Genomic DNA, 20,327 nt, shown 5'->3' on the forward strand with positions numbered 1-20,327 from the left:
ATATGTTTTACGCACAAATAGCAAAAGAGGTTTTGGATATCGAATCCAAAGCTTTGCAGGATGCAAAAGAGAGAATTGCGGACAATATCGATAAAGCGGTTGAGCTGATCTACAATATCAAAGGAAAGCTTATCGTTACGGGAGTAGGTAAAAGCGGCCTTGTGGGCAGCAAGATCGCTGCCACATTCGCTTCTACCGGAACGCCAAGTTTTTTTATCCATCCAACAGAAGCTTTGCATGGTGACCTTGGAATGATCGGCAAAGAGGATGGCGTTCTGGCTATCAGCTACAGCGGAGAGAGCGAAGAGCTTATCAAAATACTTCCCCACATCAAACGTTTTGATATACCTCTTATTGGTATGAGTTCAAACCCCGACTCCTCCTTGGGACGTTATAGTGATGTATTTATATCGATTGCCGTTGAAAAGGAGGCATGCCCATTGCAGGCTGCTCCTACTGCTTCTACGACTTTGACTATGGCGCTGGGTGATGCTTTGGCTGTGTGCTTGATGAAAAAGAGAAATTTTCAGGTGAAAGATTTTGCCTCTTTCCATCCTGGAGGCAGTTTGGGCAGAAGACTCTATGTGAAGGTGAAAGATTTGATGCGAACACAAAACCTTCCTATCATCAACGAGGAGACTCCTCTCAAAGAGGCTATCGTTGTTATGAGTGAAGGAAAACTTGGTAATGTTTTGATCAAAAATGGGGAAGGAAAATTGGTAGGAGTTTTGAGTGACGGCGATCTTAGAAGAGCTTTAATGAGCCAAAACTTTTCATTGGATACTCCTGCTATAGAGTATGCGACCAAGAGTCCAAAGATGATTGATGATGAGAATATGCTTGCAAGTGATGCACTGAAACTTATTGAAGAGTACAAGATTCAGATGCTGGTTATCGTGAAAAACGGCCATATCGAAGGCGTACTCCATATTCATGATTTGGTAGAGGCTGGAATCAAATGAGACTCAATAAATATATTTCACACAATACGACCTACTCCAGGCGTGAAGCCGACAGGCTGATACAAGAGGGCTTTGTCAAAGTGAATCGTCAAATCGTCAAAGAGCCATTTTACGATGTACAAGAGGGTGATAAGGTTTTTGTAAAAGGTAAGCTTATAAAACCGAAAGTGGACTATACAGTCATCGTTTACAATAAACCAAAGGGAGAGCTTGTAACCAAAAAGGATGACAGGGGGCGAAAAACGATCTATGACTCCTTGCCTAAAAAGTTTGCTCACTATATTCCGGTAGGGAGACTCGATTTTGCAAGCGAGGGGCTTTTGCTTCTTACAGATTCTCCAAAGATTGCCCAGGCTCTCATGGAAAGCGATATTCCAAGAGTTTATAACGTAAAAATCAAAGGGGAAGTGACACCAAAAATGGAAGAGGCGATGCGTGAAGGACTAGAGCTTGAGGACGCTACGGCGGGCGGACATGAGAAAAGCAGAGTTACTTCTATGAAGTTTGCTCCCTTTTTCGCCTACAGGATAGATAAAAACGCCCCTACGTTCAGTAAACTTAAAGTTGCACTGACTGAAGGGAAAAATAGGGAAATAAGACGATTTTTTGCTCATTTTGGCAAAGATGTGGTAGACTTAAAAAGAGTGGAATATGGCTGGATCAAACTCAACGCCCTACCAACGGGCAAAACGAGGTATTTGAGTAAAAAAGAGTATGAAAAGCTTCGAGAATTTTTAAAGGAATTGAATGCAAACAATTCAGCTAAAAACAAGTCATAAATCGGAGATGATTGAGATCACGGAGATTGTAAAAGAGGCTGTGATTCGCAGTGGCGTGAGCAATGGCAGCTGTATCGTTTACTCCCCTCATACCACTACAGGTGTTTTACTTTTTGAAAATGTCGATCCAAACTTGCAACGAGATTATTTGGCTCACATGAGCCGACTTGTGCCAAAAAGCGATCGATATGCCCATGGCACCAATGCCGATGCTCACTTGAAAAGTGCTCTTTGCGGCAATAGCGTCAGTATTCCCGTAGTCGATGCGAAACTGATGCTTGGCCAGTGGCAAGGGATATTTTTTTGTGAGTTTGATGGACCAAGAGATGAGCGTACTCTATATATAAAAGTGGTTAATGGATAGATACCGTCCAAAAAGTTTAGAAGAGTTTATAGGACAACGACAGCTTCTTGCTCCCGAAGCACCTTTTTATAAGCTTTTAAAACAAAGAGCCCTCCCCCACTCTTTTTTCTTTGGACCTCCAGGAACTGGTAAAACTACCCTTGCTAGAATCGTCGCCAAAGAGTATGAGAGCGATTTTTTCGAACTCAATGCAACAAGCCTAAAAATAGAAGAGATTCGAAAGATTGTTCATCGCTATAAAGGAAGCTTTATAAAGCCTTTGCTCTTTATCGATGAAGTACATAGGCTTTCCAAAAATCAGCAAGAGGTTTTACTTCCAATTATGGAAAAAGAGGAGGCTCTCATTTTGGGAGCGAGTACAGAAAATCCTTTCTTTTCCTTGACTGCCGCTATTCGTTCCCGCTCTATGCTTTTTGAGTTTCGACCATTAAATGAAGAGGATTTAAATCAATTGGTGCATAGGGTATGTCAAAACGAGGAATGCAGTATCGATGAGGAGGCGAAGGAGTATATTATTCGTATTTCCCAAGGAGATGCAAGAAATTTGCTGAAGTTTTTAACAAAAGCCTCCCTTATTGAAAGCCATATCACACTTCAACTGCTTCGTTCTTTAGCGCCAATGAGCTATCATGAAGGGAGTAATTCGAAAGAGACGCATTACGATTTGGCAAGCGCACTTATCAAAAGTATCCGAGGAAGCGATGTAGATGCTGCTCTATACTATCTAGCAAGACTGATTGAAGGGGGCGAGCCTCCCGAATTTATTGCAAGACGGCTTGTTATTTTTGCCAGTGAAGATATCGGCAATGCAAATCCCAACGCACTCAATCTTGCTACATCTACGATGATAGCTGTAAAACACATAGGTTATCCAGAAGCAAGAATTATTTTGTCCCAGTGCGTTATCTATCTTGCATCTTCTCCAAAATCCAATGCAGCCTACAAAGCGATCAACAAAGCGATGGAAATGGTTAAGGATGGAGAGATCTATCCCATTCCGGAGCATCTCAAGCCACCAAAGTTTCAGGGATACAAATATCCTCACGATTATGGAGGATGGGTGGAACAGGCATATACGACAAAACCACTAAAGATTTACGAAAGCAGTGGTATCGGATATGAAAAGCGGCTTTTAGATTGGTTGGAAAAGATCAAAAAGGTCCAGTAGCGCCAAAATTCTCATCTCGCTTTCAAAAAGAGGAGTAAAGAGATTTTTCGAGCAGGATGTTAAACCCGACAAAATTGATTGAATTAGTTGACAATAGTATCTTTTTTTGTGTACACTTTGCAAAAAAGGTGTACTATGAAAAAGCTGCTTCTCTTTGTCCCATTGGCTCTTTTTGCTACAGTTGGAGACAATTTGGTGGGCGCAGGTGCGAAGTCGAGAGGTGTTGCTGGTGCCGGTATCGCTTCATACCAGGGAGCTGAATCTATCTTTATCAACCCATCTTTAATTTCCTTTGCGCAAAGAAGCAGTGTGGAAATAGGAACTACTTTTTTCATGCCAAAAGTGTATGCCAATGGGTATAAAAGCAGGGCCGATTTCGAGTTGATACCCTATTTTGGATATATCAAGCCTTTGGATAGAGAAAGTACTGTCGGTTTAGGCTTGTTTAGTGTCAGCGGAATGGGTGTGGAATATCCGGTCTCTTCGCTTGCGTATATGAAAACGCAGTTTGGCTATGCAAAATTGATCGGAGCCTATGCAAAACAGTGGGGAAATTTAGGTATTGGGATTGGATGTAATATTTCGTATGGTGCTCTACGTATTGCGGCACGCATGCCAAACCAGCTTGGTGATAGGTTGAGCAAAGATATCGGATTTGGGCTCAATGTGGGATTGCATTATAGCTGGGAAGATATCACTTTGGCAACTACCCTCACCTCTCCCGTATCTATGAAGTACAGTCGTGTTTTTGACTTCAATCATGACGGGAAAAAAGAGAGTTTCCATCTTACTCAACCAGCGGAAGCGGGTGTAGGCATTGCCTATCATAAGAATGGATGGTTTGTTATGGGAGATTATAAAAGGATATTTTGGTCTCATGCGAAAGGATATAAAGATTTTAATTGGAAGAGTCAAAATGTCTATACCATTGGGATTCAAAAACGTTTTGCAAATTTTTCTGTACGTACCGGATACAGTTATGCTACAAAAGTTATGAACGGCTTTACGGACAGCAATGTAGAAGGGGTTTCTTTTCGGGCCCAAGATATTGCGTTTTTCAATCTCGTAGGGTTTCCTGCTATAACAAGAAGACACATAAGTGTTGGAATGACAATGGGTCTTAAACCTTATAAAATCAATCTTGCATGGCTTTATGCTCCAAAAGAGCATCTATCAAGTGGCTCTTTGCAAGCTTCCAATAGGCAAAGTTCACTCACTATAGGGATAGAGTACAGCTTTTAGCTGCTCTATCTTAATAGCACTGATTGAAATCCCTCATACTTTTGCCCAACCATGCATCTTTTTTGCCGTTAATGCTGTTTTACCTTGATATTCGATCGGATTGATCGCTACGTAATTGAGCTCTTGTAAGAGGAACTCTAAAGGTTCTACATCTTCATTGTCAACTATGATAATCAGATCGGCTGCATTTTTCATCATACGGTATATCTTTCGAAAAAAGAGCTCTTTGTCATCGAGTCTGTTGATGTCATAAGGGACAAAGATGGTATCAAACATCATGGAGCGTTGATTGTAGCGCTCTTTGGTTTCATCGATTCTGCGAAGTTTCCCTTCCAGCCCTTGCAAGGCGTCAAAAATCTCATCTTCCAAAGCGGCAACTTCAAGATAGTGCCCTTTTCCTTGGCAAAATTGAGCAAGTTCTTCGGCATGTTCTTTTGTATCGGCAAAAAGATAGACACGAACTCCCGGGAGATTTGGTATGATCGAAAAAAGTTCTTTCATGATTCCTCCATCCAGATGAGTGAAACAAATCTTCCAGTTGGGCCATCACGCCTATAGGAAAAATAATCACTGTTGCAACAGGTACAGATATTGTAATCTTGAATCGATTCTACCCCACCCTCTTTTAACTGTTCATAAATCATAGCAGGTATATCTAAAAATCGATTTCGTTTTATAAATCTTTTTGGATAGGTTTGTGCCATCTCCAACGCGATTTCGTAGCAGCAACTGTGAATACCGGGAGAAAGGATTGCTTTGATGCTGTTTGCACCAAGATTTTTCATCTGTTTGATCGCTTTGCCAACTATTTTTTTCGTTGCTCCTGCTCTACCTGCGTGCAATGCTGCGATTATCCCCTTTTCATCATATAAAAGTACACCAAAACAGTCCGCACTCATAACAGCCAGTCCCAAATTTGGAGTTGTCGTTATCAACCCATCACAGGATGGAGGTTTTTGCAACGTATCGATCACAACAATTTTGTCTGAATGGATTTGATTGGCAAACTGAATCTCGGAAAGCCCGGTTTTTTCCTTCAATATTGCTCTATTTTTTTGTACATCCAAAGGATTGTCACCTACATGTAATGCCAGGTTGAATGTATCGTATGGCGGTTTGCTCACCCCACCCCATCGATTGGTAATAAATCTTCTTATCTTCATAGTTTCTTACTATCAAGAATCAAAGTGACTGGACCATCATTGATGATGCCCACCTCCATCATGGCTCCAAATAGACCTGTTTGAACCGGGAGATGGAGTGATAATTTTTGGCAAAAGTGATCATACAGCTCTTTTGCTTCCTTTGGTGGCATCGCTGCGGTGAAATCCGGGCGATTTCCTTTTTTAGCATTCCCTGCCAGAGTGAACTGGGACACAACCAGAACAGAGCCCTTCACTTCTAAGATATTTTTATCCATTTTTCCAGATTCGTTGGGGAAGAGGCGGAGTTTTACAATTTTTTTGATCAATTTTTCGATATCCTTTGTGGTATCCTCTTTCATCACACCAAGCAAAATATTGTATCCTTTGCCAATTTTGGCAATCTCCGTTCCATCTATTTTGACCCAAGACTCTTTTACTCTTTGTATGAGTGCTACCATTGCTCTCCTTTTGTGCTATATTATAAAAAAAGCTCAAAAAAGGAAAGACCATGATCTTTAGCGATAGATTTGAAGCAGGAGAGCTTTTGGCGCAAAAACTGCAAGGGTATAGAGATGATTCGCAGACCATAGTAGTGGCCCTTCCTAGAGGGGGCGTGCCGGTAGCCTATGTGATTGCGAAGCAGCTTAACCTTCCCATGGATATCTTTTTTGTCAAAAAGATTCCATCACCTTACAATCCCGAAGCCGCGATTGGAGCCATCAGTGAAAACGGGCTTGAGTATCTCAACGAAAGGGCTGTGATGATGCTCAATGTCTCCAGGCCCTATGTAGATGAGCATGCAAGAAAGATTATGGAAAAGATGAAAGAAAAAAGGGCTCTTTATCAAAAGAGGAGGATATCAGTAGCAGGAAAAAGAGTGATTTTAGTCGATGATGGCGTGGCGACGGGAGCAAGTATGTATCTGGCTGCAAGAGCTTTGAAAGATGAGGGAGCCAAAGAAGTGGTTATTGCCGTTCCGGTTGCGCCTCCGGATAGTTTGGCTCTTTTGAAAGAGGTAGCCGACAGGGTGATTGTACTGCAAACACCACCAGACTTTATGGCTGTAGGCCAGTTTTATCGAGATTTTCATCAACTAAATGATGAAGAGGTAATGGAGTTGCTATCCAAAGTTTAATCAAGCTTCCCAAAGTCCTTTGATACCGCTTATGAGAAATTGGGCTGCGATCGCTCCGACGATAAGCCCCATGATTCGTGTCAGGATCTTAATGCCGGTGACTCCTAATGCTTTATTGATAATACTTGCATAGCGTAAAGTGAGATAGGTTGCCAATGATGCGATCAAAATAGCGATGCTTAAAAGTATATAGGAAAGAGCTGGATGGAGCTGGCTAGAATTATTATGGCTTAAGACTACAATAGTCGCTATAACGCCTGGACCAAACAGGATAGGAATACCGAGAGGGACAATCGCGATATCCTCTTTTTCTTGTGCTTCTTGTGCTTCTTCCGGAGAGTGTCTGTTTTTGGCTCCGTGTCCATAGGCCATATTGATGGCGATGAGCATCAATATAATGCCCCCTATAATTTTAATGGAGTATATGTTTATCCCAAAAAACTGAAAGACAACCTCTCCACCAAAAAGGGTAACAAAAGATGCTGCAAAAACTGTCAATGTGGCTTTTCTTGCCACATCTGCAATAGCGGATGCGGTTGGTGGCGAAATCATCGATATCATAATAGAAGCAGCTGCAATTGGGTTGATAATAGTTATAAGTGCAATTATGTCATGAAGTAAAATCGAGATAAAAATAGAGTTCATTCATACCCTTTTTTATCGTAAATCGTATCATAATTTTTATAAGAATTAAGAATAAATTAATAAACTCTTTGTTATAGTTACTTACTGTTAGGTAAGTGGAGTAAATATGAGTAAAAAAATGGATCTATTGCAGATCGCTGCAAGACATTTCGCCAACTATGGATATAGTGGTGTCTCTTTGGACAAGATTGCCAAAGAGGCTGGAGTAACAAAGCCGGCAATCTATTACCATTTCAAAAATAAGGATGAGTTGTATGAAGCGGTATTGATGTACCGTTTTGATACTCTTTTACACCATTTGGAAAAGAAAATAGCGGCTCGTATGCCGGCACAGAAACTGGTGCAATATATTGAAGGGTTTGGGGAGTATTTGCAACAAAACCCTTGCTTTGCGGCTATTTTGGCACATGAATTTGCTGATAACGGCAAACATATGAGCGATAGTGCTGCGAAGCAACTCTCGAAAACGCTCAACATGCTTACATCCATTCTCAACGAAGGAATCGCAAAAGAAGAGTTTGCAATAGAAAACCCTATGGTAGTTCAGATGATGATCGTAAGCTCGCTTATCATGCATCAAACAACTAAAGAGCTCCGCGGTCGCGTAGCAAATTTTGTGGAAGGGTATAAGATCTTGCCTGACCCCAATATCGAGGATTTTGCAAAACTCTTAGCAAGAAAAATAGAAAAACTTATAAGGAAAGTCCCATGAACAAAATGGTTCTCATCTCGGTTGTGACAGTTTTAAGCCTGCAAGCAACCGAACTCTCAGAACTTTTTAGGGCATTGAAGACAAAGCCCATAACGCAAGTGGATAGGATTGCTATTGACATAGCAAAATTGCAAAAAAAGAGGGTAGAAGATAGTTTCTATCCCGATTTCAATCTTTTTGCCAGCTATGAGTATTATAACCGAGATACAAACCTGCGACCGGTTCCTCCTCCAGAGGCAAACCGGCTTATAGCAAAAAAAGAGCCTCTTCCTTTTGCCAAAAACATTCAGCGCATCGGTGCCTCTTTTTCTGTGCCTCTTTTTGTCAAAAAGCTTTTTACGTTGCGCAAAAAGCTTGATTTCTTAATAGAGGCTGCGAAACTAAAAAAAGATCTCAATATCTATAAAAATGAGGCGATACTCCTTGGAAGTTATGCAAATCTAAACTATCTAAAAGAACTCGAAATTGCTTTGAACGCAAGGAAACGGTCGCTACTGAAAACCTTTGAAGATACAAAGATAAAGGTTGAAAGTGGCAGAGCTGCACCGATTGCATTGGATAAGATCGAAACATTCCTTGACGGTTTAGATATTGCCTTAGAAAATGTCAAAACAAATGAAGCCAAAGCAAAAGAGGTGATAGAGAGTCTTACGGGAATGCATATAGATTCAATCCAACCAATAGTTCAAAAACAAGAGATCGAGCGAAAGGATCTTTTTGCACTCAAACTTTTTGATCAAAAGATAGAGGCCCAGGCTAAAGATGTGGAAGCTGCTAAAGACGAGTTTGTTCCAAAGCTTATTTTGCAAGGAAACTACAGTAAAGATTATGCGCAAAACGATGTGATGTTCAATAAAAGTATCGATACAGACTATGGAAGTTTGGCTTTGAAGCTTGTCGTACCTCTTTCAAAAGCGAATCTCACGCAAATCGAAATCGCAAAGACAAATCTTTTAAAAGAACAGAAGCAAAAAGCCCAAACAAAACTTGAATTGCAAGCTCAGGCAAAATCACTGCAAAAGCAGCTTACGATCAATATGAGAGCTCAAAGAATTGCCGAAGAAAAAGTGCAGCATCAGCGTGAACTGTTGAAATATGCAAAAACCGCGTATGATGTTGGCAGACTTACGCAAGAGGAGTATCTGCGGTATGAAGAGGCACTTTTGAATGCGGAGACAAATTTAGCTTCACTTAAGGCAAAAAAATGGCAAATAATTGCGAAACTTGCCGTACTCTATGGAAATGACTTAGAAAGGATTGTAGAATGAAAAAGTGGATCAAAATAGCCCTATTCTTGCTCATTGTTGTATTGCTCGTCATTGGTGCCGTTAGGCTGGTTAAAAAGAGAAAAGCCCAGGAAGCCGCCACTCCTATAGCAAAAGAGTATGCTGTACTTGTGCATACATTTCAGCCAAAAAGAGAAAAACTCACTCTAACTTCTGATTATATTGCTCTTGTAGAGAATGAAGCGAATACAAAAATTGCTTCCAAATATCCAGGAAGAGTGCTTCAACTTGCCAAGGTGGGCAGCAAGGTAAAGAAAGGTGATATCGTGGTACGTCTGGACGATACGCCGTTGCGCTCTAAACTCTCAAACTTGCGATACCAAAAAGAGGCGACCTTGCAAGCTATCGCCTCTACAAAAGTGGTTTTACATAATCTAGAAAAAATCCATGCAAGAACAAAAAAGCTCATGGATGTTAAGGGAGCATCGGTTGAACAGTATGAAAAAGAGCAAAATCAGATCAGTTCGACAAAAGCAAAACTGGCAAGCCTAAGAGCACAGCTTGCCTCTTTGAAAACAAATATCGAAGAGATTCAAAATGAGCTCACCTATACAACACTGCGATCCAATGTGGATGGCGTTGTTGCCAAACGATTTGCCAATGAAGGTGATGTGGTGATGCCTGGAAAACCGCTTCTAGCAATCAATACCGATAAAGAGAGCTATCTTTTGATTCGAGTTCCAAAAGAGACGAAAATCTACGGCATTGTCTATAAAGGCAAAACCTATCCTGTAACGCCACTGCAATCTACGTTCAACTCTTTGGCTGAATATAGGGCCAATGTGGAAAATGACTCTTTGGTTGCAGGGCAAAGAGTAGAGACATCTGTTATCTTGTATCAAGGCGATGCGGAACTTCTGCCTCAAGATGCCATCTTAAACAGAGATGGAAAAAGCTATGTGTTGGTGGTCCAAGGCGATGGTGCCATAGCAAAAGAGGTGCATATTGTTGCAAGTGCCAACGAAGGTGTAGTGGTCAAAGAGTCACTGACTGGGCAAAAGATAGTCGTTGCAAAACCGGATATTTTGCTCAAACTCTTAAGTGGTATCAAGCTTAAAGAGATAAAAGGATAGTGTATGTTTGAATATTTTTATCAACGTCCCTATCTGCTATTCAGTTTGATTGTCGGTTTTTTTGCAATGGGGATAATTGGATTGAAATCCCTTCCAAAAAATCTATTCCCAGATGCCAACAGACCGCAGGTTGTCGTCATTACTTCAGTTCCCGGAGCAACGGCAGAGGTTGCTGCCAATACGGTAAGCAAGCCGATCGAAGAGGAGATTAGCCGTATTAGTCTCGTACGAGATGTAAGTAGTGTCAATGTGGCTAATTTCTCTATCGTAAAAGCGGAATTCGAGTATGAAAAGGGCTTGGAAGCGGCTGCGGTGGATGTGGCGAATGCTTTGTCTATTGCACGGGGGAAACTGCCTAAAAATGCCAATCCATCGGTCTATACTGTGGGCGATTTTACCCTTCCTGTCGAGGTGGTGGCACTTAGTCCAAAAAATAGCAATATCAGCTTGCAAGAAATCAGAAAAATCGCCGAATCGCATATAAAACCATACCTTTTGGCCAATCCGCACATAGGAAACGTGGAAGTGTTTGGCGGGTATCAAAGTGCTATCAATATCGAAGTGGATCCATTCAAAGCCAAAAAGTATGGCGTCGATTTTGACACATTGGCCAAAGTACTGTTTGCTCTCAATAAAGATATTCCTATAGGCTTTACCAAAAGCAAAGAGAGCTTCTACACCATCACCTACTATGGGGAAAAAGACAATATAGAAAAACTCAAAAATCTCCATATCCTCCCAAATGTAAAACTGAGTGACATTGCGAAAGTGAGTTGGAGCTATAAAAAACGGACGAGCGGCTATCTTGGAAACGGCAAAAATGCGATTGCTTTATCTATTCAAAGAGCGCCTGCTGGAAGCGTTTTGGATGTAAGCGATGCAGCAAGAGCCGAGATTAAAAAACTGCAAAAGCTCTATCCGAATATCGACTTTCAAATAGCCGATACACAAAGAACGCTCATAGAAACGGCAAACGAAAATATGCTTGAAGCCTTAAGGGATGCGATTGTGTACACTCTTTTGGTACTGCTTTTCTTCCTTGGAAACTTTCGAGCGATTATTGCCGCTGGAATCTCCATTCCACTCGTTTTCTTTGGCACCATAGCCATTATCTGGCTAGGAGGTGGAGAGCTCAATATCGTTATCTATACCGCTATCATTTTGGCATTAGGGATGCTCGTGGACGATGCGGTTGTTGTACTGGAAAACATCGAAAGGCATCTAGAGCTCAACGAAGATATGCAAACGGCAATTGTCAACGGGACAAAAGAGGTTTTAGGACCGGTCTTCGCCGGAACTGTAGGAACTATCGCCATCATTTTCCCACTCATGTTTGTAGGCGATTTTCCAGAGCATATATTTAGGCCCCTCATTTCCACTTTGATTATTGCACTGCTTGTGAGCTATTTTCTCTCTATTACTTTTATTCCACGGTTTTCCGCGGTGCTTTACAAAAATGGAACAGGCAAAACAAAAATAGAGCAGTGGTTTGAAGATGTCTATAAATATACTATCGGGCAGCTCATTGGCCCATATATCAGTGTTTTGAAGTTTTCCAACGGCAAATGGTGGGCGCTTAGACGTATGCTTTTAACTGCTGCTGTGGTGCTGACTTTTGTATTGAGCCTCAAAAATGTTATGCCGCTCATCGGTAAGGACGTTATGCCTCCTATGGATACGGGGATTATCAAAGCGCAAGTGGCATTCAGTGCCAATGAGACGGTAGATAGTGCTGAAAAGAAGCTGCACAAATTTTTGGTTTGGCTTCATAAACAGCCATGGGTGAAATCGAGTTCTGTTGCCTTTGGTAGCGAGTCTGGGGTTTTAAGCCTAGGGAGCGGAAATCTTCCAAGTGAAGCGACGATCACTATCAATGCAGTAGATAGATTCCACAGGAACAAAACTATTTGGCAGCTCGAAGATGAGATACGTGACAAAATTGCAGAGCTTCCGGGTGTGAAGAAAAACGATGTTTTTGATTTTGGTGCAACTGCCCTTTCAACCATTAAAGCGCCTCTTGATATTCGTATAAAAGCTGCCGATTACGAGAAACTGCCGGATAAGGCAAAAGAGATTATCGATGCGATACGAAACGTAAAAGGACTTACTTCTATTAGTCAAAGCTGGGATAAAGATTTTCAAGAGGTGGTTATCAACATTGATAAAAATAGAGCGCTCTCTTACGGGGTGACACCGTATCAAATCGCTATGCAGATTCCACTCAAAGGGCAAGTCGTATCACTGGCCGCCGATATGGCTACGATGAATACGCAGTTTGTAAGGATGTATCTCAAAGGCAAGTTCAATGAAAATATCCAAAGTTTAAAACTTCTTCCAATCAAAACGAAGTTTGGTGAAATACCATTGAGTGAACTTGCGAAAGTATCCTATCAACTTACCCCTGCAAAGATTGAGCGGGACAAATTGCTTTACAGTGTGGATGTGAGCGGTTATCGATCAAAAAGGCCGGTAACACATATTACAGATGATGCAAATGCAGCGCTTGCAAAAGTGGATACAACCGGTTTTGTGGTAACACAAGAGGGAGATATTGCACAGCTTCATGACAGTTTCAAACGAATGATCAAAGCGATTGCCATCGGTGTTATCATTCTTATTATGACGCTTACAGCTATCTATGAGTCTGTAAGACTGGCAATCATTATGATTTTGGTCCTGCCGCTCTCTATGATAGGGGCTGCGTGGGGTATGCTTATTTTCCACAAACCAAGCTGTATGCCAAGTATGGTGGGGTTACTGCTTCTGTTTGGTATCATCATCAAAAATGCAGTACTGCTTATAGACTTTTACAAAGAGTATGAAAAAGAGGGCAAATCTCCATTTGAAGCGGCGATCGAGAGTGTTCGGGTTCGATTTCGTCCTGTTATGATGACAGCTTTTGGAACGATTGCCGGGATGATTCCAATAGCATTGGAGCAAGCAGTAGGGCTTGAGAGACTAAGTCCGCTAGCAGATGTGGCAATCGGAGGGCTTTTGGTAGGAACCCTTCTAACACTTATCTATGTGCCGATGTATGCCTATGCAACTGATCCAAGAAACAGAAAAACAAATCCGATAGAAAAAGTTGAAGAGTATATCGAAGAATAAGGAGGGGATATGCAAACACCAACACCAGAGCAAGTTATGAATATGATGAAAGATCGCTTTGGAAAGTTGCCAAAATCAATCGAAGAGGCAGCGGAAGTGGATCCAAGCTTGATAGTAGAACAAGCTATCAGTTCAAAATTAAGCATGCAAAGCGAAAAAAATGCACTTGATCCAAAAACAAGTACACTTGTATTCTTGGCAGCTGCTTTGGCCCTAGGCAATGAGGAGTGCGTAGAGCTCAATACAAAAGCGGCCAAAAAGATGGGTGCGACCAATGAAGAGATTCTTTCAGTCATTCGTATTGTTCGCCATGCAGCTGCAAGTGGAATCGTTGGAACTGCCGAAGCGGCATTAAAAAATTTAAAAGAAGAGTGAAAGCTCTTCTTTTGAAATGAGATATCTATGGCTCACCACCATCATCATGTGAAGGGTAAAAATCTTTTTATCACCATTATCTTAAATATCATCATTACCCTCTCTCAAATAGTTGGCGGCATTTACGCAAACTCTTTATCACTTCTGAGTGATGCTATGCATAATCTCAGTGATGTTCTTTCTTTGGTGATTGCTTGGGCTGCAAATACGATAGCCGCCAAACCCTCAACCAAAAGCTATACTTTTGGTCTAAAAAGAGCAGAGATAATTGCGGCACTCTTTAACGCCTCACTCCTTCTTGGAATCGCTATCTTTTTAGTTATCGAAGCCTTCCACAAATTTTTTCATCCCCAAAGCGTCGATTCACTCTGGGTTATTTGGCTAGGGGGTTTGAGTATTCTTTTAAATACTCTTAGTGTTCTGCTTGTGAAAAAAGATTCGGAAAAAAACATCAATATCAAAGCTGCCTACTTGCATCTGCTAACCGATGTTTTTACTTCAATAGCCGTTGTGGTAGGTGGACTGCTTATGCAGTTCTATCACATCTACTGGGTGGATCCGGCTGTCTCTCTTCTCATAGCTTTTTATCTCATATATGCTTCAATTGATATTGTAAAAGAGTCCATTGCCATTTTGATGGAGTTCGCGCCAAAATCTATCGATATAGAAAAGATTGCGGATGAGGTGAAAAAGATAGAAAAGGTTGAAAATATTCATCATATCCATATCTGGAGACTTGGAGAGCATGATATCTTTTTGGAAGCCCATATCGATTTTAAAGAGAATCTTCCTTTACAAGAGGTGACGCAAATCATTGCAGATATCGAAAAACTTTTACGTGAAAAATTTTACATATCGCATGTCACACTGCAGCCCGAGTTTCAAAGAGATGATGATAAATCGATAGTAGTACAAAGGGATCCAGGTGCCTGAGTGGATAGATACATTTATAGCTTCCCATTCGGCATTGGCTTTTTTGGCTTCTTTTGTTGCAGGAAGTCTTACTGCAGCTGCCCCTTGCTCTTTGGTATCCGTACCACTGCTTGTAGGGAGTGCAATTGCCCTCAATAAAGATCTGAAAGGCCGCAAAAAAATATTGTTCACCTATGCATTTTCTGTACTTTTTGCTTTGGGAGTAGTGGTGAGCTTTTCTATTTTGGCTTTTTTGGTAGCGAAGTTTGGTCTCTTTTTCTCTATCGCTCCTATGTGGGCATATCTGATTGCTGCAGTTGTTAGCATCATGGTTGGACTCTACGCTTGGGGCGTTTTTAGCGAAATCAATAAATCTGTACTCATAGAGAAGTTTATTCGCTTTCGGCTTTTTGGAGGTTTTTTGATAGGCATCGTGTTTGGGCTTGTCAGTACTCCTTGTGCCTCCGCTCCACTTGTTGCGATTATAAGCGCTGCTGCAAACAGCCACTATATCTATGCCTACATGCTGGTTTTAACCTTTGCTTTTGGTCACTCTTTGCTTCTGCTGATAGCAGGAGTTTCTGTCGGATTTGCCCAACAGCTTATCTCAAACAAAACGGTAGCCAGACTTTCCAATGCTCTCAACAAAAGTTTTGCTCTCGTTTTGGTGGGGTTTGGTTTTTACTTTTTTTACAGAGCGTTAGAGCAGATATGAAAGGAAAAAGATGAAAAGATTATTGTTAGCTGCTGTGTTTGGCTTGTCTCTTTTTGCAGAGGCAAAAATGCTGCCTTCCACTCCATTTGCAGCGATTCAAGAAGCGATCGCTTCAGGGAAACGGGTATTTGTAGAAGTTGGATCAGATCACTGTTTTAGTTGTCAAAAGATGGGAAGAGTGCTCTATAAAATAAAACAGGAGTATCCCGATTCCCAGATATTTTTCTTAAATATCGAAAAGAACAGAGATGCAGCAAACCGGTTAAAAATCGTGCTTATTCCAACACAGATTCTGTATGAAAACAAAAAAGAGGTCTACCGTTATATCGGTTTGCTTTCAAAAGATGAAATTGTACATCTACTAAAAGGAAGATGATGGAGTTTGATGCATATTTGAAACGTTTCGATTACGAGGAGCGAAAGGCTATGAAGATAGGGCTCGATGAGATGTTCGAGCTTTTACAAAAAGATGAGGCACAGGTTGTGGATATCAGATTTCATGAAGAGTACGAAGCGTGGCATGTGGGATTTGGGTTGCATATTCCACTCAATGAACTGCCAGATAGATTGAATGAGCTTGATAGAAGCAAAACGATCATTACCATGTGTCCTCATTACGATAGGGCAGAGATTGCAAGACTCTATCTGACACTTAAAGGTTTTCATGCAAGATATTTGACCGATGGGATGCTGAAAGTGGTGGATTTTCTAAGAGGCGATAAAGCAAGAGATATGATGGAAAAAATCAGAGGAGGTAAGTGATGGAGTTTATCAAAAAAGTGGTTCCCAGTGAGATGAAAAATATACGAATCTCGGTGGAGGAGTTTATCGAGCTCTATAACAAGGGTGAAGCAGAGCTTGTGGATATCAGGATGCCTTTTGAAACAGCTGTATGGCAAGTCAATTTTGGATTGAAAATCCCGGCACCACAGCTGCCAGAAAGAGCCCATGAGCTTCCGAAAGAGAAGCTCATCGTTGTTGCCTGTCCGAAAACAGATAGAGCAAATATGGCAAGAGTATGGCTGACAGAGCAAGGGTTTGATGCAAGATATCTTGATGGAGGTTTGTTGAATCTCATGGATTGCCTTCGGGGTGGAAAAGCCAAGGATATAAAGCTGTAAGATGAGTGCCGATATTATCCATTACGCAATATACTTTTTCTTAACATTGGTTCTTTCCACCCTCTTTGCCATGGGTGGAGTTGGAAGTGCCATCGCTCTTGTACCGCTATTTTCAATGATGGGTATGCCTATCAATTTAGCAAAAGCGATTGGGCTTTTTATCAACTCGGCATCTACCATCACAGCTTCTGTTATGAACTTTTTTAGAGGAGTGCTGGATATCAAATTTGCCCTTCCGCTCATTATCTCTATAATGGTTGCTACGCCTATTGGAGCTTGGAGCAGCCAATATGTCCAAAAAGAGATCATTGAGTGGATGTTGGTTGCATTTTTATTGATAAGTTCCACTCTTTTGCTCTTTAGCAACAAAAAACCAAAAGTTGTGTATGACAAAGTTTGGGTGTTGTATGTAATAGGTGGCAGTGTGGGGATTGTTTCAGGTATGATTGGCGTTGGCGGGGGTTCCCTTATTATGCCGCTACTTATTTTACTAGGGTTCGATGCAAAAAAAGCGGCTTATGCGATAAGTTTTGTTATTCCTTTTTCGACTCTGGGAGCCTTTTTTACCTATCTTGGCTTCGTTCATATGGATTGGATACTCCTTGGAGTTGTTACAGTCGCAGCAATCATTGGAGGATATCTTGGGGATTTTATTATGCATTACCGTTTAACCCCAAATCAGATAAAAAAGCTTATTGCGGTCGTTCTTCTTTTACTGGCTTTAAAAATGGTTTATCAATTACTAGGAGCGTAAGATGCTACATATTTTAAAAAAAATTGCAGACTGGATTATAGAGCATGAAAAGAGTGCGGCACTTGATTGCAGTGTACCCGATGAGATTATCGATGAGTGGCTTGAGACGATTGAAGAGCGAAAACAAGAGATGGAAGAGGAGGGCCACACCGATTCTGAACAGTATGAGATGCTTTTAGATCTTGAAAAAAGAGTCAAAGAGATCAAAGAGATGAGGAAAAAGAGGTGCCTTATAAAGAAAAAATAAAGGGTTTTTTATGAAGCCAAAAAGAAGAGTATTTGGAAAGAGTAAAGAAAACAACCAAAACCTTCACTCAAGAGGGATAGCCGCACTTTTTGCAGCTTTTGGCGCTGTGGCATTTTGGCGAGGAAGCTGGATGCTTATGGATAGGTATCTTTTTCCAAATAACGATCTATTAAGTGCTGTTGTGAGCATTGTAGGCGGAATTGCGATAATTTTGTTTTTAAACTATAAATTTGAGGATCTCTTTTGAGCCTATCTATTGATATATCAAAACTAAAATGTATCGGTTATGCCACATTTATCGGTATTGTTATGGGCGTTTTGATAGCGTTGATGATAAAGCTTCTTTTTTTCATGATAGATCTCTCAAAGGATCTACCGTTTGAGAGTTTTTATCTTGCACCTATCATTTTGCCGCTCGTTTGGTATCTCAATAGATGGCTTTCAAAAAAAGAGATCGTTTTTCAAGAAGATGAGATCAAAGAGATATATGATTATATAGAATTGAACAAAGATGAAAAACCGCACTATCTACATTATGTTTTTGCGAAAATTTTTCTTTTTTTTGCGACAGTTTTCGTCGGTGGTTCCGTGGGTCCAGAAAGACAGGGGATTCAACTGGGAGCCGGGATGTGCCAGTTCTTTGCAAAAGTTTTTTCTTGCAAAGGATTTGATAGAAGAAGTCTGGTTGTAGCGGGCATCGCTGCGGCTTTTTCTGTTATTCTTGGAGCACCGATAGCTGCACCTGTTATTGCGATAGAGCTGATGGCGGTGCATATCGTGGTTTATGAGACGCTTCTAGCTGCTACGATAGCAAGTTTTTTCGCATTTTTAAGTGCGAAGTTTTTGCATATCGATTATCACTATTTTGAGCCTTTGCCACACTTTTTCCCCCAGTATGAATGGTCGCTCTTTTTGCCCGTTATTCTTGCCGGTCTTTTTTTTGCCTTGCTCTCTTTTGTGATTGTTCGATTTTTTAGAGTGTTATCTTTTTTCAATGTGGCTACTGCAGTCCATCCTGTTTTGAAAGCAGTTTTTGTAGGTTCTTTTATTATGTTGCTTGGGAGCTACGGATTGACATCTCCTCTTGGGCTTGGAGTCGATGAGATAGAGTCTACATTCAAAGCTACAGAGAATGTGGCATGGTATCTGCCGTTACTCAAAATTGTAGCGACTGCTTTTACCTTGGAGTTTGGAGGAGAAGGGGGAGTGTTTACTCCACTTTTATATGTTGGCAGCATGAGTGGACACTGGTTCGGCCAGTTCATTGGAGGAAATGCTCCTTTTTTTGCCGCTTTGGGATTTGTCTCTGTTATAGCTGCAACGATGAGAATACCTGTATCCTCTGCCATACTCGCAGCTGAACTTTTTGGCGTAAAAAGGCCCATTTTGCCTTCATTACCATTTTGATAGCCTATATTGTCAACAAAAACCATACCCTTTTTGAAGCGCAAGGAGAAGCGATCAAAAAGTCCGATGCGTTGATAGCTGAGATGAAAAGATTTTTAAAGATGTAAACCAAACAAAGGAGCCAAAAATGCCAGATCCAAGATTTTTAAAGCCGTGGCACGGAATACCAAGAGAGGAGATAGACTGGCATCCAACAGTGGATCATGACAAATGTATAGGGTGCGCAACATGTGTGACAGGTTGTAACAGGCTCGTGTATAGATACGATTTCGAAAATGAAAAATCGATCGTTTATGATCCGTTAAACTGTCTTGTAGGATGTACCACTTGCCACAATACTTGCCCGGTGGATGCCATATCCTTTCCGCCATTTGATGTGGTTTTCGATCTGGAGAAAAGAGTGGATGAGCATCACGCTGTTGAAGATGATCTTTTTACAAGAAGAGATATTTTGGAATACAAAGAGGCAGAGCCTGCGCCAAAAGAGCAGGCAAAAGTGATGTATAAAGAGATAAGAGGTGATGTTACAATCCTAAGATGTGATCTTGAAAATTTGCAAAATATACGAGCCGGACGCTATATGGAGCTTGAAATTCCAGGCAAAAACTGGCTTGGAAGAAGTTATTCCGTTGCGAATGTTCCTTTCAATGACGGATATGTAGAGTTTCACATCAAAAGAGTTCCGGGAGGAAGATTTAGCGAATATGCCTACAACGATTTACAAATAGAAGATACCTTCACCGCAAAAGGCCCTTACGGGAAATTTGTATACGATTCGCAAAACAGACTCTATTTCGTAGCTCTTGGTGTTGGACTTGCACCGCTTGTGGGAATGATAAGAGAGGTACTGTTGCACGATCCACAGAGGGATATCAAACTTTTTTGGGGAGTGAACCGATCAAAAGATTTTTACTATCTCGATGAGATTAACGAGCTTGCCCAAACATATAAAAATTTTAAACCTGTTTTGGTAGCAAAAGAGTATGATGTGGCATTCAAACTGCCAAAACATGGGCAGTTTTTCAAAAAAAGAGCACTGGAAGCTTTCATAGAAGAGATTTTTGATACCGATAGGGACTACTATATAGCGGGACCTTTTGGAGCATTGAATACGTTTAAAAAGGTACTTGTGAAAAACGGAGTGGATGAGAGCAAGATATTTACAGAGATATAAAAA

General features: G+C 41.1%; 25 protein-coding genes. 21 read left to right on the plus strand and 4 right to left on the minus strand.

The window, feature by feature from the left end:
- Window positions 1-2 precede the first annotated feature (2 nt).
- The 5 genes from NIS_RS00330 to NIS_RS00350 all read left to right on the plus strand — a co-directional run bounded on the left by NIS_RS00330 (window position 3) and on the right by NIS_RS00350 (window position 4,515).
- Window positions 3-962: a KpsF/GutQ family sugar-phosphate isomerase gene (locus tag NIS_RS00330; protein ID WP_011979606.1), complete on the plus strand. Its 960-nt coding sequence runs from the start codon at window positions 3-5 to the stop codon at window positions 960-962.
- Window positions 959-1,741 (plus strand): pseudouridine synthase, encoded by a 783-nt coding sequence (locus tag NIS_RS00335; protein ID WP_011979607.1) that lies wholly within the window; start codon window positions 959-961, stop codon window positions 1,739-1,741. Before NIS_RS00330 ends, NIS_RS00335 begins: the two co-directional genes overlap by 4 nt.
- Complete coding sequence (locus tag NIS_RS00340; protein ID WP_011979608.1) at window positions 1,710-2,105, plus strand: secondary thiamine-phosphate synthase enzyme YjbQ; 396 nt, start codon at window positions 1,710-1,712, stop codon at window positions 2,103-2,105. The genes NIS_RS00335 and NIS_RS00340 overlap by 32 nt, the downstream gene beginning before the upstream one ends.
- Complete coding sequence (locus tag NIS_RS00345) at window positions 2,098-3,273, plus strand: replication-associated recombination protein A (RefSeq protein ID WP_011979609.1); 1,176 nt, start codon at window positions 2,098-2,100, stop codon at window positions 3,271-3,273. Before NIS_RS00340 ends, NIS_RS00345 begins: the two co-directional genes overlap by 8 nt.
- Window positions 3,274-3,408: 135 nt before the next feature.
- A complete protein-coding gene (locus NIS_RS00350) occupies window positions 3,409-4,515 on the plus strand; it encodes an OmpP1/FadL family transporter (RefSeq protein ID WP_011979610.1) in 1,107 nt (368 codons plus the stop codon).
- A 33-nt stretch (window positions 4,516-4,548) separates the two neighbouring features.
- Here NIS_RS00350 and NIS_RS00355 read toward each other — a convergent pair whose 3' ends face one another.
- Genes NIS_RS00355 through dtd form a run of 3 tightly spaced genes read right to left on the minus strand, consistent with a single transcriptional unit; the run spans window position 4,549 to window position 6,118 of the window.
- A complete protein-coding gene (locus tag NIS_RS00355; protein ID WP_011979611.1) occupies window positions 4,549-5,016 on the minus strand; it encodes a hypothetical protein in 468 nt (155 codons plus the stop codon).
- Entirely contained in the window at window positions 5,013-5,678 is a 666-nt protein-coding gene (gene pgeF, locus NIS_RS00360; protein ID WP_011979612.1) for a peptidoglycan editing factor PgeF, read from the minus strand. The genes NIS_RS00355 and pgeF overlap by 4 nt, the downstream gene beginning before the upstream one ends.
- Window positions 5,675-6,118 (minus strand): D-aminoacyl-tRNA deacylase, encoded by a 444-nt coding sequence (dtd, locus tag NIS_RS00365; RefSeq protein WP_011979613.1) that lies wholly within the window; start codon window positions 6,116-6,118, stop codon window positions 5,675-5,677. The genes pgeF and dtd overlap by 4 nt, the downstream gene beginning before the upstream one ends.
- A 50-nt stretch (window positions 6,119-6,168) precedes the next feature.
- On the opposite strand from dtd, the gene NIS_RS00370 reads away from it, so the two are divergent.
- Entirely contained in the window at window positions 6,169-6,795 is a 627-nt protein-coding gene (locus NIS_RS00370) for a phosphoribosyltransferase (protein ID WP_011979614.1), read from the plus strand.
- Here NIS_RS00370 and NIS_RS00375 read toward each other — a convergent pair whose 3' ends face one another.
- Window positions 6,796-7,440 carry a MarC family protein gene (locus NIS_RS00375; RefSeq protein ID WP_011979615.1) on the minus strand — a complete coding sequence of 215 codons (645 nt, stop codon included), beginning with the start codon at window positions 7,438-7,440 and terminating at the stop codon, window positions 6,796-6,798.
- Window positions 7,441-7,546: 106 nt separating this feature from the next.
- Between NIS_RS00375 and NIS_RS00380 the strand changes: the two genes are divergently transcribed.
- The 15 genes from NIS_RS00380 to NIS_RS09895 all read left to right on the plus strand — a co-directional run bounded on the left by NIS_RS00380 (window position 7,547) and on the right by NIS_RS09895 (window position 20,324).
- Window positions 7,547-8,152 (plus strand): TetR/AcrR family transcriptional regulator, encoded by a 606-nt coding sequence (locus NIS_RS00380; protein WP_011979616.1) that lies wholly within the window; start codon window positions 7,547-7,549, stop codon window positions 8,150-8,152.
- Window positions 8,149-9,420, plus strand: coding sequence for a TolC family protein (locus NIS_RS00385; protein ID WP_011979617.1), 1,272 nt, complete (start codon window positions 8,149-8,151; stop codon window positions 9,418-9,420). The genes NIS_RS00380 and NIS_RS00385 overlap by 4 nt, the downstream gene beginning before the upstream one ends.
- Window positions 9,417-10,511 (plus strand): efflux RND transporter periplasmic adaptor subunit, encoded by a 1,095-nt coding sequence (locus tag NIS_RS00390; RefSeq protein WP_011979618.1) that lies wholly within the window; start codon window positions 9,417-9,419, stop codon window positions 10,509-10,511. Before NIS_RS00385 ends, NIS_RS00390 begins: the two co-directional genes overlap by 4 nt.
- Before the next feature lie 3 nt (window positions 10,512-10,514).
- Complete coding sequence (locus NIS_RS00395) at window positions 10,515-13,619, plus strand: efflux RND transporter permease subunit (RefSeq protein ID WP_011979619.1); 3,105 nt, start codon at window positions 10,515-10,517, stop codon at window positions 13,617-13,619.
- Between the two features lie 9 nt (window positions 13,620-13,628).
- A complete protein-coding gene (locus NIS_RS00400) occupies window positions 13,629-13,994 on the plus strand; it encodes a carboxymuconolactone decarboxylase family protein (protein ID WP_011979620.1) in 366 nt (121 codons plus the stop codon).
- A gap of 27 nt (window positions 13,995-14,021) precedes the next feature.
- On the plus strand, window positions 14,022-14,927 hold the full coding sequence (locus tag NIS_RS00405) for a cation diffusion facilitator family transporter (protein ID WP_011979621.1): 906 nt from the start codon (window positions 14,022-14,024) through the stop codon (window positions 14,925-14,927).
- Window positions 14,920-15,621: a cytochrome c biogenesis CcdA family protein gene (locus tag NIS_RS00410; RefSeq protein ID WP_011979622.1), complete on the plus strand. Its 702-nt coding sequence runs from the start codon at window positions 14,920-14,922 to the stop codon at window positions 15,619-15,621. Before NIS_RS00405 ends, NIS_RS00410 begins: the two co-directional genes overlap by 8 nt.
- A gap of 10 nt (window positions 15,622-15,631) precedes the next feature.
- A complete protein-coding gene (locus NIS_RS00415) occupies window positions 15,632-15,997 on the plus strand; it encodes a thioredoxin family protein (protein WP_011979623.1) in 366 nt (121 codons plus the stop codon).
- A complete protein-coding gene (locus NIS_RS00420; protein ID WP_011979624.1) occupies window positions 15,997-16,383 on the plus strand; it encodes a rhodanese-like domain-containing protein in 387 nt (128 codons plus the stop codon). The genes NIS_RS00415 and NIS_RS00420 overlap by 1 nt, the downstream gene beginning before the upstream one ends.
- Window positions 16,383-16,742, plus strand: a complete 360-nt coding sequence (locus tag NIS_RS00425) for a rhodanese-like domain-containing protein (protein WP_011979625.1) — start codon at window positions 16,383-16,385, stop codon at window positions 16,740-16,742. The genes NIS_RS00420 and NIS_RS00425 overlap by 1 nt, the downstream gene beginning before the upstream one ends.
- 1 nt (window position 16,743) lies before the next feature.
- Window positions 16,744-17,496 carry a sulfite exporter TauE/SafE family protein gene (locus NIS_RS00430; protein WP_011979626.1) on the plus strand — a complete coding sequence of 251 codons (753 nt, stop codon included), beginning with the start codon at window positions 16,744-16,746 and terminating at the stop codon, window positions 17,494-17,496.
- A gap of 1 nt (window position 17,497) precedes the next feature.
- Window positions 17,498-17,743 (plus strand): hypothetical protein, encoded by a 246-nt coding sequence (locus NIS_RS00435; RefSeq protein WP_011979627.1) that lies wholly within the window; start codon window positions 17,498-17,500, stop codon window positions 17,741-17,743.
- A 10-nt stretch (window positions 17,744-17,753) separates the two neighbouring features.
- The gene (locus NIS_RS00440) at window positions 17,754-17,990 is read left to right on the plus strand and encodes a hypothetical protein (protein ID WP_011979628.1); all 237 of its coding nucleotides are present in this window, start codon (window positions 17,754-17,756) and stop codon (window positions 17,988-17,990) included.
- Window positions 17,987-19,150 (plus strand): chloride channel protein, encoded by a 1,164-nt coding sequence (locus NIS_RS00445; RefSeq protein ID WP_011979629.1) that lies wholly within the window; start codon window positions 17,987-17,989, stop codon window positions 19,148-19,150. Before NIS_RS00440 ends, NIS_RS00445 begins: the two co-directional genes overlap by 4 nt.
- Window positions 19,151-19,277: 127 nt before the next feature.
- Window positions 19,278-20,324, plus strand: a complete 1,047-nt coding sequence (locus NIS_RS09895; RefSeq protein ID WP_011979630.1) for an FAD-binding oxidoreductase — start codon at window positions 19,278-19,280, stop codon at window positions 20,322-20,324.
- Window positions 20,325-20,327 lie beyond the last annotated feature (3 nt).

Source organism: Nitratiruptor sp. SB155-2 (assembly GCF_000010325.1).
In the GTDB taxonomy this organism is placed as follows: Bacteria; Campylobacterota; Campylobacteria; order Campylobacterales; family Nitratiruptoraceae; genus Nitratiruptor.

What these genes read in the sequence shown, in the direction of transcription:
- NIS_RS00330 (WP_011979606.1), top strand. Translation starts at nt 3, where the DNA reads ATGTTTTACGCACAAATAGCAAAAGAGGTTTTGGATATCGAATCCAAA.
- NIS_RS00335 (WP_011979607.1), top strand. Translation starts at nt 959, where the DNA reads ATGAGACTCAATAAATATATTTCACACAATACGACCTACTCCAGGCGT.
- NIS_RS00340 (WP_011979608.1), top strand. Translation starts at nt 1,710, where the DNA reads ATGCAAACAATTCAGCTAAAAACAAGTCATAAATCGGAGATGATTGAG.
- NIS_RS00345 (WP_011979609.1), top strand. Translation starts at nt 2,098, where the DNA reads ATGGATAGATACCGTCCAAAAAGTTTAGAAGAGTTTATAGGACAACGA.
- NIS_RS00350 (WP_011979610.1), top strand. Translation starts at nt 3,409, where the DNA reads ATGAAAAAGCTGCTTCTCTTTGTCCCATTGGCTCTTTTTGCTACAGTT.
- NIS_RS00355 (WP_011979611.1), bottom strand. Translation starts at nt 5,016, where the DNA reads ATGAAAGAACTTTTTTCGATCATACCAAATCTCCCGGGAGTTCGTGTC.
- pgeF (WP_011979612.1), bottom strand. Translation starts at nt 5,678, where the DNA reads ATGAAGATAAGAAGATTTATTACCAATCGATGGGGTGGGGTGAGCAAA.
- dtd (WP_011979613.1), bottom strand. Translation starts at nt 6,118, where the DNA reads ATGGTAGCACTCATACAAAGAGTAAAAGAGTCTTGGGTCAAAATAGAT.
- NIS_RS00370 (WP_011979614.1), top strand. Translation starts at nt 6,169, where the DNA reads ATGATCTTTAGCGATAGATTTGAAGCAGGAGAGCTTTTGGCGCAAAAA.
- NIS_RS00375 (WP_011979615.1), bottom strand. Translation starts at nt 7,440, where the DNA reads ATGAACTCTATTTTTATCTCGATTTTACTTCATGACATAATTGCACTT.
- NIS_RS00380 (WP_011979616.1), top strand. Translation starts at nt 7,547, where the DNA reads ATGAGTAAAAAAATGGATCTATTGCAGATCGCTGCAAGACATTTCGCC.
- NIS_RS00385 (WP_011979617.1), top strand. Translation starts at nt 8,149, where the DNA reads ATGAACAAAATGGTTCTCATCTCGGTTGTGACAGTTTTAAGCCTGCAA.
- NIS_RS00390 (WP_011979618.1), top strand. Translation starts at nt 9,417, where the DNA reads ATGAAAAAGTGGATCAAAATAGCCCTATTCTTGCTCATTGTTGTATTG.
- NIS_RS00395 (WP_011979619.1), top strand. Translation starts at nt 10,515, where the DNA reads ATGTTTGAATATTTTTATCAACGTCCCTATCTGCTATTCAGTTTGATT.
- NIS_RS00400 (WP_011979620.1), top strand. Translation starts at nt 13,629, where the DNA reads ATGCAAACACCAACACCAGAGCAAGTTATGAATATGATGAAAGATCGC.
- NIS_RS00405 (WP_011979621.1), top strand. Translation starts at nt 14,022, where the DNA reads ATGGCTCACCACCATCATCATGTGAAGGGTAAAAATCTTTTTATCACC.
- NIS_RS00415 (WP_011979623.1), top strand. Translation starts at nt 15,632, where the DNA reads ATGAAAAGATTATTGTTAGCTGCTGTGTTTGGCTTGTCTCTTTTTGCA.
- NIS_RS00420 (WP_011979624.1), top strand. Translation starts at nt 15,997, where the DNA reads ATGGAGTTTGATGCATATTTGAAACGTTTCGATTACGAGGAGCGAAAG.
- NIS_RS00425 (WP_011979625.1), top strand. Translation starts at nt 16,383, where the DNA reads ATGGAGTTTATCAAAAAAGTGGTTCCCAGTGAGATGAAAAATATACGA.
- NIS_RS00430 (WP_011979626.1), top strand. Translation starts at nt 16,744, where the DNA reads ATGAGTGCCGATATTATCCATTACGCAATATACTTTTTCTTAACATTG.
- NIS_RS00435 (WP_011979627.1), top strand. Translation starts at nt 17,498, where the DNA reads ATGCTACATATTTTAAAAAAAATTGCAGACTGGATTATAGAGCATGAA.
- NIS_RS00440 (WP_011979628.1), top strand. Translation starts at nt 17,754, where the DNA reads ATGAAGCCAAAAAGAAGAGTATTTGGAAAGAGTAAAGAAAACAACCAA.
- NIS_RS09895 (WP_011979630.1), top strand. Translation starts at nt 19,278, where the DNA reads ATGCCAGATCCAAGATTTTTAAAGCCGTGGCACGGAATACCAAGAGAG.